The organism is Parabacteroides caeci (assembly GCF_023656795.1).
In the GTDB taxonomy this organism is placed as follows: domain Bacteria; phylum Bacteroidota; class Bacteroidia; order Bacteroidales; family Tannerellaceae; genus Parabacteroides; species Parabacteroides segnis.
The window spans coordinates 32,502-50,498 of sequence record NZ_JAMOKT010000041.1; the positions used below are offsets into that span (position 1 = coordinate 32,502).

Annotated in this window: 17 protein-coding genes, 2 pseudogenes and 1 riboswitch; of the genes and pseudogenes, 5 read left to right on the forward strand and 14 right to left on the reverse strand. The window is 48.9% G+C overall.

What is annotated here, in order from left to right:
• Nucleotides 1-5: 5 nt before the first annotated feature.
• The 4 genes from NBH15_RS18840 to NBH15_RS18855 all read left to right on the forward strand — a co-directional run bounded on the left by NBH15_RS18840 (nucleotide 6) and on the right by NBH15_RS18855 (nucleotide 3,967).
• Nucleotides 6-1,166 (forward strand): ABC transporter substrate-binding protein, encoded by a 1,161-nt coding sequence (locus tag NBH15_RS18840; protein ID WP_250823302.1) that lies wholly within the window; start codon nucleotides 6-8, stop codon nucleotides 1,164-1,166.
• 6 nt (nucleotides 1,167-1,172) lie between these two features.
• Complete coding sequence (locus tag NBH15_RS18845; RefSeq protein ID WP_128135304.1) at nucleotides 1,173-2,210, forward strand: iron chelate uptake ABC transporter family permease subunit; 1,038 nt, start codon at nucleotides 1,173-1,175, stop codon at nucleotides 2,208-2,210.
• Nucleotides 2,211-2,212: 2 nt separating this feature from the next.
• Nucleotides 2,213-3,217 carry an ABC transporter ATP-binding protein gene (locus NBH15_RS18850; RefSeq protein WP_128135315.1) on the forward strand — a complete coding sequence of 335 codons (1,005 nt, stop codon included), beginning with the start codon at nucleotides 2,213-2,215 and terminating at the stop codon, nucleotides 3,215-3,217.
• A gap of 72 nt (nucleotides 3,218-3,289) precedes the next feature.
• Nucleotides 3,290-3,967, forward strand: a complete 678-nt coding sequence (locus NBH15_RS18855; RefSeq protein WP_128135303.1) for a hypothetical protein — start codon at nucleotides 3,290-3,292, stop codon at nucleotides 3,965-3,967.
• Nucleotides 3,968-3,973: 6 nt separating this feature from the next.
• Here the strand turns inward: NBH15_RS18855 and NBH15_RS18860 are convergent, their stop codons facing one another.
• The 7 genes and pseudogenes from NBH15_RS18860 to NBH15_RS29525 form a co-directional block, all read right to left on the reverse strand.
• A complete protein-coding gene (locus NBH15_RS18860) occupies nucleotides 3,974-4,252 on the reverse strand; it encodes an HU family DNA-binding protein (RefSeq protein ID WP_128135302.1) in 279 nt (92 codons plus the stop codon).
• Nucleotides 4,253-4,526: 274 nt separating this feature from the next.
• Nucleotides 4,527-5,066, reverse strand: a complete 540-nt coding sequence (locus tag NBH15_RS18865; RefSeq protein ID WP_128135611.1) for a hypothetical protein — start codon at nucleotides 5,064-5,066, stop codon at nucleotides 4,527-4,529.
• A 108-nt stretch (nucleotides 5,067-5,174) separates the two neighbouring features.
• Nucleotides 5,175-6,137 carry a fimbrial protein gene (locus NBH15_RS18870; protein WP_250823303.1) on the reverse strand — a complete coding sequence of 321 codons (963 nt, stop codon included), beginning with the start codon at nucleotides 6,135-6,137 and terminating at the stop codon, nucleotides 5,175-5,177.
• A 261-nt stretch (nucleotides 6,138-6,398) separates the two neighbouring features.
• Nucleotides 6,399-6,689 (reverse strand): OmpA family protein, encoded by a 291-nt coding sequence (locus NBH15_RS18875; RefSeq protein WP_250823304.1) that lies wholly within the window; start codon nucleotides 6,687-6,689, stop codon nucleotides 6,399-6,401.
• A 557-nt stretch (nucleotides 6,690-7,246) separates the two neighbouring features.
• Nucleotides 7,247-7,810 (reverse strand): DUF3575 domain-containing protein, encoded by a 564-nt coding sequence (locus NBH15_RS18880; RefSeq protein WP_250823305.1) that lies wholly within the window; start codon nucleotides 7,808-7,810, stop codon nucleotides 7,247-7,249.
• A 43-nt stretch (nucleotides 7,811-7,853) separates the two neighbouring features.
• A complete protein-coding gene (locus NBH15_RS18885; RefSeq protein WP_250823306.1) occupies nucleotides 7,854-8,504 on the reverse strand; it encodes a site-specific integrase in 651 nt (216 codons plus the stop codon).
• A 3-nt stretch (nucleotides 8,505-8,507) separates the two neighbouring features.
• Nucleotides 8,508-8,642: pseudogene (locus NBH15_RS29525) on the reverse strand (phage integrase SAM-like domain-containing protein); the annotation flags it as partial.
• A gap of 21 nt (nucleotides 8,643-8,663) precedes the next feature.
• Here NBH15_RS29525 and NBH15_RS18890 point away from each other — a divergent pair.
• Nucleotides 8,664-9,103: pseudogene (locus tag NBH15_RS18890) on the forward strand (PD-(D/E)XK nuclease family transposase); the annotation flags it as partial.
• 24 nt (nucleotides 9,104-9,127) lie between these two features.
• Here the strand turns inward: NBH15_RS18890 and cbiD are convergent.
• From cbiD to NBH15_RS18925, 7 genes are all read right to left on the reverse strand, one after another.
• A complete protein-coding gene (gene cbiD, locus NBH15_RS18895; RefSeq protein WP_250823307.1) occupies nucleotides 9,128-10,969 on the reverse strand; it encodes a cobalt-precorrin-5B (C(1))-methyltransferase CbiD in 1,842 nt (613 codons plus the stop codon).
• Between the two features lie 18 nt (nucleotides 10,970-10,987).
• The gene (gene cobM / locus NBH15_RS18900; RefSeq protein WP_250823308.1) at nucleotides 10,988-12,832 is read right to left on the reverse strand and encodes a precorrin-4 C(11)-methyltransferase; all 1,845 of its coding nucleotides are present in this window, start codon (nucleotides 12,830-12,832) and stop codon (nucleotides 10,988-10,990) included.
• Nucleotides 12,833-12,839: 7 nt separating this feature from the next.
• A complete protein-coding gene (gene cbiE / locus NBH15_RS18905; protein WP_128135619.1) occupies nucleotides 12,840-14,048 on the reverse strand; it encodes a precorrin-6y C5,15-methyltransferase (decarboxylating) subunit CbiE in 1,209 nt (402 codons plus the stop codon).
• Nucleotides 14,045-15,457 (reverse strand): precorrin-3B C(17)-methyltransferase, encoded by a 1,413-nt coding sequence (cobJ, locus tag NBH15_RS18910; protein ID WP_250823309.1) that lies wholly within the window; start codon nucleotides 15,455-15,457, stop codon nucleotides 14,045-14,047. Before cobJ ends, cbiE begins: the two co-directional genes overlap by 4 nt.
• Before the next feature lie 11 nt (nucleotides 15,458-15,468).
• Entirely contained in the window at nucleotides 15,469-15,792 is a 324-nt protein-coding gene (locus tag NBH15_RS18915; protein ID WP_250823310.1) for a DUF6261 family protein, read from the reverse strand.
• Between the two features lie 6 nt (nucleotides 15,793-15,798).
• Nucleotides 15,799-16,242 carry a hypothetical protein gene (locus NBH15_RS18920; RefSeq protein ID WP_250823311.1) on the reverse strand — a complete coding sequence of 148 codons (444 nt, stop codon included), beginning with the start codon at nucleotides 16,240-16,242 and terminating at the stop codon, nucleotides 15,799-15,801.
• Nucleotides 16,243-16,671: 429 nt separating this feature from the next.
• Nucleotides 16,672-17,568 carry a sirohydrochlorin cobaltochelatase gene (locus tag NBH15_RS18925; RefSeq protein WP_250823314.1) on the reverse strand — a complete coding sequence of 299 codons (897 nt, stop codon included), beginning with the start codon at nucleotides 17,566-17,568 and terminating at the stop codon, nucleotides 16,672-16,674.
• A 117-nt stretch (nucleotides 17,569-17,685) separates the two neighbouring features.
• Nucleotides 17,686-17,881, reverse strand: a riboswitch (cobalamin riboswitch).
• Nucleotides 17,882-17,997 lie beyond the last annotated feature (116 nt).

The following is a 17,997-nucleotide window of genomic DNA, read 5'->3' on the forward strand; positions in this document are numbered from 1 at the left end:
TGAATATGAACAAGTATTTAGCAGGTTGTTGCCTGGTTGCATTACTGGCAACGTCGTGTGTATCGAAGGAAAATCGGGAGGAGAAGGAGAGTGTTTCGGCACAGCAGACAGCATCTGCTGATCGTGAGGCGCATATTACGCCGCAATATGCCAAAGGTTTTCAACTGTCCTATGCCGACGGTTATATCCTGATGGATATACAAGATCCCCAGAATGAAGAAAGCACCCGTTTCCAATATGCCTTGGTAGAGCGCGGAACGAAGCCGGAAGGTATCCCTGCGGATTATACGGTTATCGAGATCCCTGTGCGTAGTGCCATTTGCATGACTTCATTGCAGCTATCCAATTTCATCAAGCTAGGGGCGGAAGATAAAGTGGTCGGCATCACCAGTACCCGTCATCTTTTCAACCAGACTGTCAATAAGCAGCTGAAAGAAGGAAAGACAGCCAAGATCGGTATCGAGGGTAATTTTGATAACGAAGTGATCATGAGCATCAATCCTGACTTGATTCTTATTTCTCCTTTCAAACGGGGCGGATATGAGACAATGAAAGATGTCGGTATCCCTTTGGTACCGCACTTGGGATATAAGGAAACGACTCCGCTGGGACAGGCGGAATGGATCAAGTTCGTCGGATTGCTGCTCGGTATGGAGAAAGAGGCGAACGATAAGTTCTCCGCCATAGAAAAACGTTACAATGAACTGAAAGCGCTGACAGCCGAAGGACAGGTGAAGAAACGTCCGATCGTCTTCAGCGGCGAGATACACGGAGGAAACTGGTATGCGGTAGGCGGGAAGAGCTTCCTAGCGCAACTCTTCAAGGATGCCGGTGCCGATTATTTCCTGAAGGACGACGACCGTTCCGGTGGTGTCACGCTCGATTTTGAAACGATATACAACCAGGCTGACGATGCCGATTACTGGCGTATCGTGAACAGTTATCCCGGTACATACAGTTATGAGGCCCTGAAGGAGCAAGACCCGCGTTATGCCGATTTCCGTGCGTTCAGGGAGAAAGACGTCATCTATTGTAACATGCGGGAGAAGCCTTTTTACGAAAGTATGCCTACCGAGCCGGAGGTCTTGCTGGCTGACCTGTTGCATATTTTCCATCCGGACTTATTACCGGACCATACACCGGTCTATTATGATTTACTTAAATAAGCGACGATGAAATACTCGAATACTTTCCTGATGCTTCTGATCGTTGTTACCATCGTTGTCCTGTTGTTTCTGAATCTGGTGCTGGGATCTGTTTCCATCCCGTTGCAGTCGGTCTGGCATATCATTTTCAGTAGCGGCGAAGAGCCTGTCACCTGGCAGAACATTATCTGGAAGTCGCGTTTCCCGCAGGCACTGACGGCTTTGGTTGCCGGTGCCGGATTGTCGATCAGCGGGCTTCAGATGCAGACCGTGTTCCGTAATCCGCTTGCCGGACCTTCCGTATTGGGTATCAGTTCGGGGGCGAGCATGGGTGTTGCCTTTGTCGTCCTGTTGAGTGGCAGCCTGGGAGGTGTGGCGCTCAGCAAGCTGGGGTTCATGGGGGAGATAGCCCTGTCGGTTGCAGCCGTGATCGGTTCTTTGTCTGTGATGGCTCTGATCGTATATGTCTCGCAGAAAGTAAAAGGAAATGTAACGTTGCTGATTATCGGTGTGATGATCGGTTATGTAGCGAATGCCGTGATCGGGGTATTGAAGTTTTTTAGTGTGGAAGAGGATATCCGTGCTTATGTGATCTGGGGGTTGGGAAGTTTTTCCCGTGTATCGGGCAACCAGATGATGTTATTTGTGATCATTATGGCGGTGCTGATCCCTCTTTCCTTCCTGCTGATAAAGACGCTGAACCTGATGTTGTTGGGTGACGGATATGCGCGTAACCTGGGGTTGAATATAAAACGGGCGCGCCTGCTCGTCATTACTTCGGCGGGTGTGCTGACGGCTATCGTCACAGCTTATTGCGGGCCGATCATCTTCTTGGGACTGGCAGTGCCGCATCTTTGCCGCGCCATCTTTCAGACTTCTGACCATCGCGTACTGATGCCGGCTGTCCTTTTTGCCGGTGCCGCCTTGGCGCTTGCCTGCAACCTGATCGCTCGTATGCCTGGCTTTGAAGGAGCCTTGCCGGTCAACTCGGTAACGGCCCTGGTGGGAGCTCCGGTAGTAGCTTCCGTCCTGTTCCGCAAACGTAAGAACGAATTGAACGAATGAGTATGAAAGAGGCAACGATACAGATAAAAGACCTGTCTATCGGTTATCATTCTAAAAGTGATACAAAGCTGGTAGCAAGTCATATAACGACAACGATCTATAGTGGCGAATTAACCTGCTTGCTGGGAGCCAACGGTGTCGGAAAGTCTACTTTATTACGTACATTATCCGCTTTCCAGCCTCGCCTGTCGGGCGAAATAGCACTACTGTCCCGCGATATACAGGACTATAGTGATAAGGAGCTTAGCACTATAGTGGGAGTGGTGCTGACAGATAAGTGTGACATCCGCAACATGTCTGTCCGTGAACTGATCGGCATGGGACGCAGTCCGTACACTGGTTTTTGGGGTCGCTTGGGTAAAGAAGACAGGCGGATCGTGGAAGAGGCGATCGCCATGGTCCGGATCGAGAACCTCGCCTCGCGCATGGTACACACCCTTTCCGACGGTGAGCGGCAAAAGGTCATGATCGCCAAAGCACTGGCACAGGAAACGCCTGTAATCTTCCTGGATGAGCCGACTGCCTTTCTCGATTTTCCCAGTAAGGTGGAGATCATGCAGCTTTTGCATCATCTTACCCGCACGACCAATAAAACGATCTTCCTCTCTACCCACGACCTTGAACTGGCCCTTCAGATCGCCGATAAGATATGGTTGATGGACAAGGTGAAAGGGATCAGTACCGGTACGCCCGAGGACCTCGCTTTAAGCGGTTACCTGAGCGGTTTCTTTGCCCGCAAAGGGATTGTCTTCGATATGGAAACCGGCCTGTTCCGCATCGACAACCGTTATGACAGGGAAATCCGCCTTACCGGCAGCGGCCAGAAATATGCGATGGTGCGTAAGGCGCTTCTGCGGAACGGGATTCATGCCGGCTGCGAAATAGAATCGGAAAGCCGGATTGATGCGGGAGAGACGGTGGAATCTCCGATCACCCTTTATCTTTCGGGGAATCCGCCGCGGCAGGTTGCTTCTGTTGAAGAACTGCTGATGTGTCTTGAGACCTGACAGAGAATGTTAACGGGATAAACTTTTTTCATTTCGTTTGTTATATAGAGGTAATTCAAAATATTAAACGTCATGAAAAAGTATTTCTTGTTTGCCTCCCTTTTATTCGCATGGACACTCACCTCCTGCGACAGTGATGATTCTTCCGATATTGAACCGGATGTCCCTTTCTATCAGAATCTCGGTGTTTCCTACGATGTGACTAATAATAAGACAAATGTCGGAGCGAATTTCAATAAGCAGGATAGTGCGGGGATCAACATCAAACTGAATGGTCCGGCTTCCATCCTGTTCAACGGCAAGGACCCCAACTTTGCCAATGTGGGTATTTATTTCTATACGTATTCTTTTAAAGGACTGGAAGATATGACTTTCACCTTTACCCGTGCAAAAGATGAGGTCTATACCAATGTCGCTTCCATAAAAGACGTAAAACCGATCGCTATTCCCGAATCGTTTACATCGGCAAAGGTGAAAGGTACGACCACGTTGACCTGGGAAGGCGATTCGGTTGGTCCGAACGAAGTGGTGGAAGTTACTATCAGTTATGATGGCGGAGTGAACAGCATTTTTAACCGCGACGAGGGCAGCCGTTCCATCAATATCACGTTCAGTAATTCATCACTGCCCGGTAAGGCAACCCTGTCGCTGAGCCGTGCAAAAGTGAGTCCTTTGCAGGAAAGCAACGGGAGTGCCGGCGGGCAGTTGGATGTTTCCTATGTACAGAGTAAGGAGATCAGGCTCGAGTAAGCCGTGTTATTTCCTGTTCAGCCACTGCAATAGCAATTTCCCCGGTTTGAACTTGACGCTGGTGCGGGGAGCGATCTCACAGGTCGTTCCCGTACGCGGATTACGTCCGAGCCGTTTGCTCTGATACCAGGGAGAGAAAGTGCCGATACCTTGCAGGATGATCCCGTTCCCTTCATCCAGTTCCTCTTCCAGTGTTTTTATAAATGCCTCCAGCATCTTTTTGCTTTGGCATTCCGTTGCCCCTGTACGCCGGGCAATTGATTTTATAAGATTTGCTTTGTTCATAATATGATTGGTGTTTTAGTGATGGATTAATATTTATTAGATTTGAGCTATCCTGTCATCAACCTTACTTGACTATTACAGGTCTATTTGCCGTCTGCTTTAGCTGACGGACTAGTAAAGAATCTATCTCTTTGGACTTTAGTCCCATTTCTTAAAGCTTTCTATCTGAGAGAAATGTGGCTAAAGCCCAAAAAAGAACCAGCTTATAAACCGTCAGCTAAAGCAGACGGCAAATGAACCTGTAACAGATGAGCCACTTTGACAGTTGGATAGTTCAATTATTTCTACTACGGAATTGCTGTACCGTTTGTTGAATATGTAACGTATCGCGTGCGGTGGCATTGGCGGCGTTGCGGATTAACAGTAAGGCGGAGCGTTCGGCGGCATCGGCAGCATCCTGGCCGGTCAGGGTGACGGTGTAGGTGCGTTTGAGGCCGGTGGAGGCTTTTGTATTCGTTGATTCTCCCTGTTGGACGTTGATCCATGCTGCCCCTTCATACCCTTCCGGATAAACTACTTTCGTATCCGTATCGAACGGACAGACGGCTGTGAAAGTGAAAGAGGTATCCGTACCAGTTGCCGGGTAGGCGACCGTCTTCGTATCCGCAGTGTAACTGCCTCCCGTCCCGCCGCAGGTGATCTCCGCCAGTTCCGGCACAACCTTCTGCGTCGGCTTCACGTTGATGGTGTCGACGGCATCCCAGTCGGCTACCTGGATATTGAAGGTGACGTCTGTCTGGTCGGGAGCCGGGTTGATCAGGATCAGGTAACGATGGTTGCGTTCGATCAGGACCGGCTCTTTGTCTTTGTTCACGAACGGGATCACACGGCTGAACGGTGCGTCGCGGAACAGGCCTTTGATCTCGACAGTGGTCGAGGTTACCGTGTTGTTGTCGTCGTTCTCGCTGGTGTATAGTTCGTGCTAGAGGCGTTGTTCGATGGTTCCGGTGGCCATCTGGTCGTCTATTTCGTCGAAGCCGTCGGTTCCGGCTGTACCGGTCTGTGCAAACACGAGGATTTTCTTTGTCCCGCTGTTGTCTATCCAGGCGTAGTCGGTTGTCAGGCAGGGAACGGTCCACGGTTCGGCGGTGGCAGGGATTACGTAGCTTTGCCGTTTGGCGTTCACTATGCGGGCCGATTCGAGTACGAAACCTTCTTCTGGCTTCTCCTTTTTATAAGCCCGGTTGGTGATGTCGATGCGGGCGGCGAGGCGTTGCATCTGAAAACTCATGCCGGTGGTCGTCGACTTGCGGATCATCCCGTGGTTTTCGGCATACATCATCAGGCCATAGTGATCGTCATCCTTCGGATTGGCAGAAGGAGTGGAAGGCATGGCGGATGCGTAGCACAGGGCTTCCTGTAGTTTGGCATAGGTATTCTGGTTGTTTGTCTCGTCGAAAACATCGGTGGCATTGGCGACGGCTACCACCCAGCAGTCGAAGCCCGCTCCTTCACGCAGGATAAAGTCGCAGGTATATTCGCCGTCGGCTGCCTGGGTGATGGTGACGCTGTCTGTTTCCAGCGGGGTAGCGGTGGTGACTTCCGTCATATCGAACACATAACGCTGGAAAGGAACAAATTCCTGATCCGCTTCTTTGGCGGGGTAGACATAGAAGGACAGTTTATTGATCTTCTTCTCTTCGGTAGTCGCGGCAAACGATTCGCCGATGACACGTGTCGTCGTACCGTTACGGAAAGACAGTTGCAGGCGGGCACCGTCGGCCGGTGTCTCTGTATCTCCCTTTTTCACAATTTCATTTAGTTCTGTATAAGGAATTGAAATCAACTCTGTAAATTTCTTTTGAGTGATTTTACGTGATAATAACTCATCTTTCAGTACTTCACCAGGATGAGTTGGCTTATAAGGTCTTAATTCTTTACTCATAACACTTTTACTTATAATGATTCGACAATTTAAGAATGGTACAAACTGTAATAACAGGTTCTTTTCTCATATAGTTCCCGCAAATAGGATTGTCCGAACTCGATTTTCATAGCTAATAAGTTTTGTTTGGTAAAGATAAATAATTTATTCAGTAAGTTGAACCACTTCAGAGATAAATATTTAATCTTTTCCTAACAAAACCAAACGTTATAAATAAATTCATTTTATTTCCCCCCACCATGTCAAAGATCGTTATCACTACTAGGGTTTGCCGGAGACGGATACCATGCGGCGCAGTTCCTCCCAGTCTTCCGCCACGCTTCCGCAGATCACCGGGCAGCCTTCCGGCAGGTAACGGCGGCTGATGTACGTGCGGAACTCTTCGGCACGCTGGCGCGACAAGGTCTCGTTATGCTGGTAGGCCCCTTCGGGCGAGGCGTAGCCGGTGACCAGCACCTGCCGGAACTGCGAGATGCCGGATTCTTTCAGGCGACGGAACAGGCTGTCGGCATAGGCGAGTTCTTCCGGGTTCTTCCCGAAGTCAGGCTCCACGCGGATACTACCTTGGCAGTGGGTTCGCCGGCTATCTTCACGCAGGGCGGAACGAGCGCCAGGTCGGCGGTCAGCACCTCGTCGGCAAGCACCTCTCCACGGCAGCAGTTGCGGCTGATCTGGCGGAGCGACAACCTGGCGTTGCGCATCCAGGAGGTGTAAGGTACGCGGACCGTATAGTCGATTTCGTGGCGGCTTCCTTTTTTCGGGGACACGATGCGGCGGTAGCAGTCACTGCCGGGGATACGGGTCGATGGGTCGACCGCCAGGGCGCGGGTATCGTAACGAGCACGGCGGCGGCCGCTTACTACGATAGCCTGAAGTGCCAGCGAATGCCCATTGGCTTCGAGGCGGGGTTCGAGGACCAGGCTGCGCGATGAAGGGACACGGATATCTTCGAGCACGATATGCAGAGAGAGCGAGACACTGTCGTCGTCGCCCACCGAAGCGCCGCCCATCGAAAGGCGGATACCGGGTTGCTGCGCTTCCGTTGTAACGGGAGAGAGCAGCCATCCGGCGCATGCTATTATAAGATATCTTTCATACGGGGAAGGTTGTCAGTGGATAAAAAAGATCAGGGAAACGCCCGCACGGGTCGGACCGAAATAATGGCGGCGGTAACTGGCTATGACTTCCGTACAGTCATAACACACATATTTATCGTATTGCATATAGGCATAGCCGGCACCGACAAACGTTTCCAGTCCCCAATGACGGCCGATCACCCAATGATACCCCCAGGTCAGTCCGCCGCCGTAGAGTGAGCCGCGGTAGTTTTTCTCTTCCAGTCCGGGGATAAAGGGGATTTGTCCGATATTGAAATGTCCGTAATGTCCATGTAATCCAAAGAAGTGCCCTTCGTAAGTCTGGCAGGGCCAGTAGCGGAGTTCGGGTTGTACGAGGTAGTGTTTCTGTGACATATCATCTTTAAATTCCCAGGCATTATACGCTCCCCAAAGGTCGAGTGACAGTTTTTTACCCATCCGAAACTCAAAACCCATATTCGGGGTGGTAGTACTCCAATAAAGCAGGTTACTTTTCAATGCGACATGTTGTCCTTTCATTGGAAAGACGGATAACAAAGTGATCGTTATTATTAGATAGATTGATATTTTGTTCATGTTTTTCCTCTTCTACCCTGTACCTTATTTACGAAATAAGGTATTATGCCTTCCCAGTGACAAGATTATCCACGACCTTTGTAATCTTCCTGTTAGCTCTTTTCATGATGGATTGATCCAGTGAATCGAGATAGAAACGGGTGGATTGTTCTGAGGTGTGTCCGAGGGCCTGGCTGATGACGGCTATCGGTGTGTTTTGCCGCAGAGCTTCGGTAGCCCAGGTATGGCGCGCCACATAGGAGGTGAGCGTTACCGGATGCCTGAGATAGTTGCCGATAATTTTCAGGTCGGCGTTGTAGCGCACCAGCTGGTACTTATAATAGCTGCGGCTGCCTCCGTCTTCGAAAAGGATAGGGAAGAGGTAACGGCTGTCTTTGCGGGCATACCGTTTGATGATCATCCGCATGCTCGGAGTGATACTGACCTGTACCCGCATTCCGGTCTTCTGCCGGTGGTAGACGATATCCTTTCCCACGATATTGTCGCGTGTGAGATGTGCCAGATCAACGAACGGCATGCCGCAAGCCATAAAGCAGAAAAGGAAATAGTCGAGCGACCGGCGCAGTCCGGTGCTTGCCGAGGGTTGCATCTGCGCCAGTTCGCAGACCGCCTGCGAGGAAAGCGCGCGTTTGACGGTGATCTCCCGGCGCAGCCGCAGGTGTGCGAATGGAGATTTTTCGGGTATCTCAAACAATCCCGTCCTGCCTGCCCGGTTGTAGAGGGCGCGAAAACCCCCGACATAGCTGTTGACGGTATTGACCGCCAGCCCTTCGTCGCGCAGCGATTGGGCAAAATCGTCCACAAACGCCACCGTCACCCTGCCGAAAGTCAGCGTGCCGCCTTAGGGAAACCTGTGCAGCCGGTTTATTCGCTTAATCTGGTGAATGAAGTGTTTGAGCCTACTCTCGAAGGATATTACCACCACTATGCGATGGGCATATCGAACACACGGATCATATCATCGACGACTTGCAGTTGATCTTTGTCGAACTGCCCAAATTCACTCCTCATACTTATAGCGAGAAGCGTATGCACGTCCTTTGGCTTCGTTTCCTGACGGAGATAAATGAATCTACCCGTGTCGTCCTGAAAGAACTGCTCGAGACTCCTGAAATCACGAAAGCTCTGACAGTTCTTGAAGAATCGGCCTTTACCGACGAAGAACTGGCCGGATACGAACATTTCTGGGATGGCATCAGCGTGGAAAGAACACTCTATAACAGCGCTATACGTGAAGGAAGAGCTGAAGGTCAGTGTACTGGTTTGCCAATAGATGAGATTGAACATCTTTAGAGGAAATGATCCGGTAAATCTTATTTATTCCCGAATCTGACCTTCCTCTGTGATCAATACGATCTGTAATTTATCCGGGGGAAGGAGCGGGATACAATGTGCATAGCATTTCTTCAAAAGGAGAGAAAAGAAGGGTGATTGTTCTCCGGAAGGGAATAACTGCCAGAGTTCGCGGGCGAGGGTAATCGTTTCGATCTGCCGGACTGCTGCTTCGGGGCAGCCGGCTTCGCGGGCGGTTTCCTGAAGGAAGTTTTTGTTCATGACTACTTTCTTGCTGTGGGTATCCAGAAATCCCTCCGCCAGCTTGACTGCTTTTCCGATCATGATCCCCATGACTACTTGGTCGAAGGAGAGCGCCGAGGCTATTTTCAATGTCTCGCCGATAAAGTTTCCGTAGTGTACGAAAGCCTGGGGTGGTAATTCCGCGTAACGGGCTTTCAGATACCGTTCGCTTTTAGCTCCTGAATTGATGACCAGTGTCCGGCAGCCGATGGCTTTGGCTACTTCGGCTTCTTTGCGGATAGAGGCGATGAAGGCGTCGGTGGAGAAAGGGCGTACGATGCCGGATGTCCCGATGATGGAGATGCCGCCAACGATGCCCAACTTCGGGTTGAATGTCCTGGCGGCGAGTTTTTCTCCGCCGGGAACGGAGATCGTGACTGTCAGTCCGGGACTCGGCGGCAGGTGTTTAGCAGCCGGGTTGTTCTGACGGAACGCTTGTAAAACAGCAGCCAATTCATCCGTGATCATTTTGCGGGGTGTCGTGTTGATGGCAGGACCTCCAACTTCCAGCCCTAATCCGGGCAGAGTGACTGTGCCTACTCCCGGACCAGCGACGAAACGGACAGGTGCATCGTTGGAGGCTGTCGAAAAAGCCACGTTGGCAATGATCATAGAGCCATTGGTGACATCCGGGTCATCACCGGCGTCTTTGATGACTGAACAGGTCGCGCTGTCACCGTCCCATTCGGTTGCGGCAACCGGCAAGGTGATTATTTCGCCCGAGGGCAGGGTGATGGATGCGGCTGTTTGTTCCTCTTTGCTTAATAGGGCGGTCAGGGCCGCTTTAGCTGCTGCCGTGGCACAGGCTCCGGTCGTATAGCCGTGATGCAGGGGAAAGAACTCCGGCAGCAGGCGTTCGATCTGTTTGCGTAATCCATTCTCTCCGTAAACGATATAGAATGTTTCGGGCAATGCCGGCCGTTTGACAACGAATACGGGGATGGAACGTTTGCGGGCAGCCGTCATTTTCTCGTTGAAATAGCCTGACCGGCCACTTTCCTTGGTGATAACGGCATCCGGTTGCAACCGGTCCATCAGTGCTCCGGCATCGTCTTCATCCTGATAGAAGCACAGATAGTCCGCAGGAAATCCCTGACGGGTGGCGGTTGTGAGCGACTCTTCGCGTTCAAGAATGCGGAACCATGCCGGGTGCTTTTCCCACCAGGGGCGTAGCGGGGCGATGGTGTTTACTCCGGTGAGGGCAAGCAGGTGCCGGATGCCATGTTCTTCCAGTTTACGGATGGCGTCGTCGTAACTGTCGCACCAGACCAGATCGGGGTCGCGGGGCGGATAACGCCGTTCGTAACGGATCACCGGCAATCGGAGGGAGGAGGATACTTCTGCAACCGTGTGGTGCAGGGCCGAGGCGAAGGGATGGGCGGCGTCGACCAGCAACCGGATGTTTTTCTCCCGGCAAAATGTTTCCATCGCTGCCGTATCCATGCCTCCGGTCAGGCGGATGCCATGCGCGCACTCTATTTCCTGGAGCGCGCCTTTGGTCGAATAATAATAAGGTGCACTTCCTTCGTCTGCGATGCGGACACTGGCCCGTCCCTCCGTTGTTCCTCCCAATATCAGTATCATAGCCTTTTCTGAAACAGGTTATTTACGGAACAGGTGTTTGAACTCGTCGGCATAAAGGCGTGAGAGGCCTTCGCGGTTGTCGATCGCGTCGCCTACCACCAGTAGGGTGGTCAACGTCAGATGGTTCTCTTTGACGATTTTCGCCAGGTCTTTCAACTCTCCGCGGTAGATGCGTTCGTCCTTCCAGGTCAGTTTATAGCAAGCGGCTACCGGTGTGGTAGGGGCGTAGTGTTCGAGAAGTTCTTCCTGCACCTTGTCCGCTATGCCTGCACTGAGGTAGATGCACATCGTGCTTTGGCTGGCGGCCAGTTTGTGCAGCTGCTCTTTTTCAGGCATCGGCGTGCGGCCTTCGCCACGGGTGAGAATGATGGTCTGTACCTTTTCCGGGATGGTGAACTGCGAGCGCAAAGCGGCAGCGGCAGCCTGGAAAGAGGATATCCCCGGGGTGATATGATAACTCATATGGAACTGGTCGAAGAAAGCCATCTGCTCCTGTATCGCCCCGTAGATGCAGGGGTCGCCGGTATGCAGGCGCACAACGAACTTACCCCTGTCGTAGAACTCTTTCATCAGGATGAACTGCTCTTCCAGGTTCATATCTGCCGAACTGCGTACGGTGGCTCCCGGTTTCGCACAATAGGTCAGTTCTTTTGGAACGAGGCTGCCGGCATACAGGATCAGGTCTGCCTTTTCGAGCATCCTCCTGCCACGTATCGAGACTAGTTCCGGATCGCCCGGACCGGCACCGACTATTTCGATATGGCCTTGCCGCTGTACGGATTTATCCATTGCCACGGCAAATGTATAATCGTTGCTTTCTCCCAGCTGTCCCTTTTGTTTCTCCAGCAACAGGAGTCCGCCTCCGGCACTTTGTATCGCCGCGGCTTCCGCCACGCTTGATGACTGAGTGACTTCCTTTACCTTGGCGGAAGGGTTGGGGATGGCGAGTTTGTTCAGAACGTCTGCCGGGTAGGTCTTGAATGGACAGTCCATAATGCCGTAGGCCAGCAGGGCCAGGAGCGCTTCGTCCTTTTTCAGGTCGATGGAGGATATGTCGGCAATGGACTCGGGACAGAGGTTGTTGTCGATCAGGGTGGCGATGATATGTTGGTGCATCTCGACAGGATCGCCTTTGAGGTCTTTTCGGCAGCCGATACCCAGGTGTAGCACTTTCGGGAAGTAGGAGACCATCTTGATATCCGCTTCGTAGATAAACGGCCCGACGGTGATCACCAACTCGAACTGGTCGAGGGGAATGTCTGAGAATTTATTGAATATACGGACATGGTCCGGACAGGTGTGTTCGAGGTATTCCGTACCCTTCTCGCGTACATTTAATATAAGGGCTGTCGGTTTTTTATTGACGAAGGCGGCAATGCAGGCATTCATTGCATTTTCATTGTCCGTCAGGTCGTCGGCTACGACAGACCAACCGAATTTTTCTCCCAGCGTATCGAGCGCCCATAATCCGGTATTATCGCTTTGGGTGGTGACAATGGCGTTGCCCCCGAGTACCTGTGCCAGTTCGATGCTCAACTCGTTTGCCCCTCCGATATGGCCGGAGAGGACCGGGATGATATATTTACCGGTACTGTCGATGCAGACGACCGCCGGGTCAGTATGCTTGTCCATTATATAAGGAGCGATGCAGCGTACACAGATACCCATTGCCCCGATAAAGATGATCGCGTCCGACTGGAGGAACAGGTCTCCGACAATGGTGTTGATCGATTCCATTACTACCGTCTCTTCCTGCGATTCCTTGCTGTGGATCACAGCGTCAGGATATTGTTTCTTTATTTGCCGTGCCAGCGGCAGACTGCTGACCGATACCACGACGATTGCTACTGATCGTTTATTCATCGTTCTTCTATTTTGCTTCTTTAAATGCCTTTAGTATGGTGATCGGGTTATAATCGCCGACACTTACATGCAAAGGTTCGTCTAATTTTAATCCGGCTTCGTGAACCGATTCTATAAATAACTTTTCACTCTCTTCGGATACGGAGTTGAATACCAGCAGGCCGTCGGGAGCGAGATAACGAGCTACTTTGCCTACGATCTCTTTCAGCTTGCCTCCGTGCCCGCCGATAAATACGGCATCGGGTGCGGGCAGGTCAGAAACGTCTTCCTCCATGAAGTCACATATATGTACGTCGATACCCGGTGCTCCCAGTTTCGAACTGTTTTCTTCCATCAGTTTCCAGCATTCCTTGCGGATCTCGAATGCGTGGATGTGGAGATGGGGATATTGCCTTTTCGCTTCGATGGAAACCGATCCCGTACAGAAACCGATATCCCAGAAATGGTTGCACATCGGGAGCATCAGCATGCTCATATCCAGTATCCGGACAGGCGCTTTCGTGATCATGCGTTCCCTGCCATCAAGCAGTTCGAACAGTTTGTCGGGAATGCCCAGCGGACGGTAGGTGATATCGTTATACATCCGTTGCAGTATCACGCAATTCGGGCTGTCGATGGGATATTCTTCCACTTCCGACAGGGCAAGCGAGCGTGAGATGCGCTGCTTTTCCGGGTTGCCCAGATGTTCTCCTATATACATCTTATATTGTGTGAAACCGTATTTCAGCAGGCGCATAGCGATGGAGGCCGGGGTACGCACATGGTCGGTCAATACTCCGATTTTCCCCCGGTTTTCTATCAGTGCGCGGTCGAGTTCATGCCATGGACGTCCGGTGAGGGATACCATGGTCATGTCTTCATACGATACTTTTAGTTCGTGCGAAAGCATCTGTAGTGAATTGAACGAGGGCAGGAGCGTTATTTCCGCTTCCGGCATCCGTTTAAGTATCGTTGAAGCAAATCCGTAGAACAAAGGGTCGCCCGAAGCGAATACAACGATCTTCTGATGGTATTCGTATTCGTCGAAAACGTTGTCGAGCGGTACTTTAATATCGATCCATATAGCATCCGGCGGCAGGAAAGGCATGACGATCTCATGATGGCGCTTGCCTCCTGAAAAGTATGTGTTGTTGTTGATTATGTCTACTATTGTCTTGTTGTTGCTGATGTAGTTGGGGTCATCGGGAATGCCGATGACGGTGAATTGTGTTCTCATACGTCTCTTCCTGGTTTTAAATTAATAGCGTCGTTGTAACAAAGTATAGCGTTAGTCAGTGTAGCCGCAAGGTTACTTCCACCTTTCCGTCCTTCAACGATGAGTTTAGGGATGGAGGTGAACGGTTTGACCATATGTTTCGATTCCTGTACGTGCACAAAACCGACGGGGGCGGCGATGATTCCGGCAGGGGTCGCTTTTCCCTTGCGGATCAGGTCGCATAGTTCCATCAGTGCCGTCGGGGCATTACCGAATACGAATAGAGCGTCCGGATGTTCGCTAACCGCGATCCGTATGCCGGCCTGTGTGCGGGTGATCCCTTTTTCGGCAGCGAGGGCAACGGTTTTCTCGTCTTGCAGGTAACATTTCACTTCGAGTCCCATGCGTTGCAAAGCACCTTTGCGGATGCCGGATGCTGCCATAGTGACATCGGTGATGATGGTACGGACTACGCCGCTGCTTAGTTTTTCGTAGAGCATGGAAACGGCATTATCGTCTACCCGCAGTACGTTTTCCATATCGAAATCAGCTGTTGTATGGATGGCATGCAGCAAGGCCCATTTCTTGTCTAACGGAATATCCTGGTTTTTCAGTTCTTTCTCGATGGTACGGAAACTGCGGATCATGATGTCCTGTCCGATTCCGGTTTCCTTGGCGGCCATCTTGATTTCGCCATAATACCCACGCGGGGTAATCATTTTATTTTCAAACTTATAGGTCTGTGAGTTGCCGATAAGGATGACGGTGAACATATCCACCTGTTCCGGGTCGAAGTCTGCCAGTGTAGTGATCGTCACTTCCTGTTCTTCGCGTCCTGCCTGACGGACAAAGCCGACCGGTGTTTGCGGATCACGTTCCTGTAGGAAAATTTCAATCAGGCGGTAGAACTGCCAGTAGCGGCCTTCGCTTTTGGGATTATAGATGGCGGTGATAAAGTCTGCCGAAGCGGCAGCTTTAATGCGTTTTTCTATCAGTTCCCACGGTGTCATCAGGTCGGAGAGGGAGATCACGCAAAAGTCATGTCCTACCGGGGCACCCAACAGGGAGGCTGCCTTCTGGAAGGCACTGATCCCGGGCAGCACTTCGATGCTGATATTACTTCCTTTTTCGCGTTTCATCTCGTAGATAAGTGGGGCCATCCCGTAGATGCCGGCATCGCCGGAGCTGATAACGGTTACTACTTTGCCTTCGGCCGCATAATTATATGCTTCTTCGGCACGTGCCTTCTCCCGTTTCATCCCTGAGTCGATACATATGGCTTCGGGACGGATTATCTTTTCAATGAACCGGAAGTAATATTTGTATCCCACGATAACGTCCGATTGCCGGATGGCAGATAACACTGCGGGAGTAATGTCTGATTCACTGCCGGGTCCGATACCGGCTACGATTATTTTACCTGTGCTCATTTATTCAACTATTATTCAATTTCAGGTCTATCATCTTCTTTCTTTTTGAAACTATAACGTGAACGCATTATTGTATTCATTGGATTTACAAGTGCATTCATATTATCAATCAAATCATCATAATTAGTATCTACATTATAGATAACCATTGAATTGGTATAATTAATTATTTCTGCATATTTTTTCAAACATTTTACTTTTGAAGGATAAGAATTAATAACGCGTGTCTCAATTGTATATCCTCTTTTCTTATAAAGTGCAATAAATGCATTTTGTTCTTCAGTTAATTTTTGTATTAGGGTCGTGATTTTTAAATTAGTACAATGTTGATTCATATCATCTTATTTTAACTCTTTCAATAGATTAGAGATATGTCCTGTGACTTCGATAAAGCTTTTTTTATTTAGATTTTTTATAGCAGATAAATAATTCCAGAGAATTTTTGATGATTCAGACGGATTACTTTTATTTTGCATCATAACAATTCGTTTAATATCTCCGACATATCTGATACGTGTTTTATTAATTATAGATAATTCATCTGTTTCAAGTAATTTTATAGGAACATCTAGTGTAGAATAAAATTCATTATAATAACTTTTTAATTCATTCAGATAATTTGATAAATTTTCATCCTGTATACTTAACATTTCAATCTCAGGACGATCTTCCCCTCCTCCCTGATTTAAATATGATTCAAAAATATCAATTGATGAATTAATAAATACATTTGCTTCTTCGATTCTTAATGAATTGGCATAAACTAATTTGTTGATAGTCTTCATGATATATTATATTATAAGGTTAATAAATTAAATTTGACAAATTGATGGAAAAATATTTATTTTAGTCCTGAAAGTCTTATCTATTATAATAAAATATCTTATCACGATACGTGATGCATTATTTCTCATAGAGAAATGCTTTATCATGATATATAATATACTATTTATTATAGAGAAATATCTTATCACGATGTGTGATATGCTATTTGTTATAGAGAAATGCTTTATCGCGATGCATGATATGTCATTTATCATAGAGTAATATTTTATCAAGATGCATTATATATCATATGATCTACAAATATATATATAATATTGATTAGTTAAATATAAATAGGAGAATATAATGCGAATAATGTGAATTAAAATATAAATCTATATTTTCTTATCCACGATACTCGCATCATTTTTGTTAAAAACATTAATTATTCATAATTGTTTCTTCTTTTCTGTAATATTAATCATTTTATGTTTAGCCGCAAACTTTGCATGTTCGATAAATATATTCTGAATATCTATGTTTTGTCCTAATCCTTGCATAAATATGGAAACTTCATAGCCTTTATCTTCCAGTTCTTTTTTCATGTCGATTGCAATGTCATTATTAGCATGATCACCGGCAACGAACATGAAAGGCATCAGCATGACTTTCTTTACTTTGGCAGCTTCAAGCTTAGCAAGCATATCGTCGAAAGTGGGATAACCTTCTATCGTTGTAACATAATAATCAGTATAGCCTTTTGCTTTCAACATATAATCGGTCATGGCATACTGTGCAGTCGAAGGAGTGTAGGTGCCGTGTCCCACCAGGACGGTAGCTCCTTCCTTGGCTCCTTTCCGGACAATAGCTGCAATGACGTTTTCATAATCTTCGGGAGTGTACAGCAGCGGGTTTCCGATACGGATATCCTTGAACTCTTTTTCCAGTGAGGCGATATCTTTGCGGAGGGATTCCATTTCTACACCTTCAATAATGTTCGTAGACTGGATCAAGATATGGGTGAAACCATCCGCTTTTAGTTGTTTCAGTGCTTCAGTGGGGTTGAGTTTTTCGATACCCCGTGTTTTCAGGCGGCGAATAATGATGCGTGAGGTATAGGCTTCGCGTACTTCGATACCTTTGAATGCTTCTTTCGCTTTGTTGTTGATGGCGTCGATCGTCAGTTGGCGTGTTTTGTCGTAGGTGGTTCCAAAATGGACCATCAGCAGAGCGGCCTTATCGCCTGCCTGCATAGAAGCAAACAGGTCAGAGGGTTTAAAATTTCCTTCGCCGTCATCGTGGGGAACGGCCCTGGCAGGGATGTCGGTCACTGCCTCCTGCAACATACCGTGTGCAAAAGACATACTCATTGAACAACCTACAAGAAAGGCTGTCAGCAGACATTTCTTTTTCATTGAAAGAGATTTGTTTTATGTTCATAATAGCCCTCCTGGCCCCGGGAGAACGGATTTATCTGTCTGGCAGGTTTCCTGACTTGCCCGGAAAACGACCTTCCCATCCTTGTCACGGACAGTGGTGTAAGCATGTTTTCCTTTTATAGCGGGCTTAACAGTAGCGGGCACTGTTCCGGATTCTCACCGGATTCCCTTTTATACGGCAACCGGAGGCTGACGTATCACCAAAGCGGGACAAAGATAGGAATTTATTTAAAATAAGGGAGCTTTTATAATCTCTTAATTGAATCTCCCGCAACAACTTTCCCATGGATTGTGTTCCATTTACCACAATAAAACCGGACATGGAATATGTCTTAT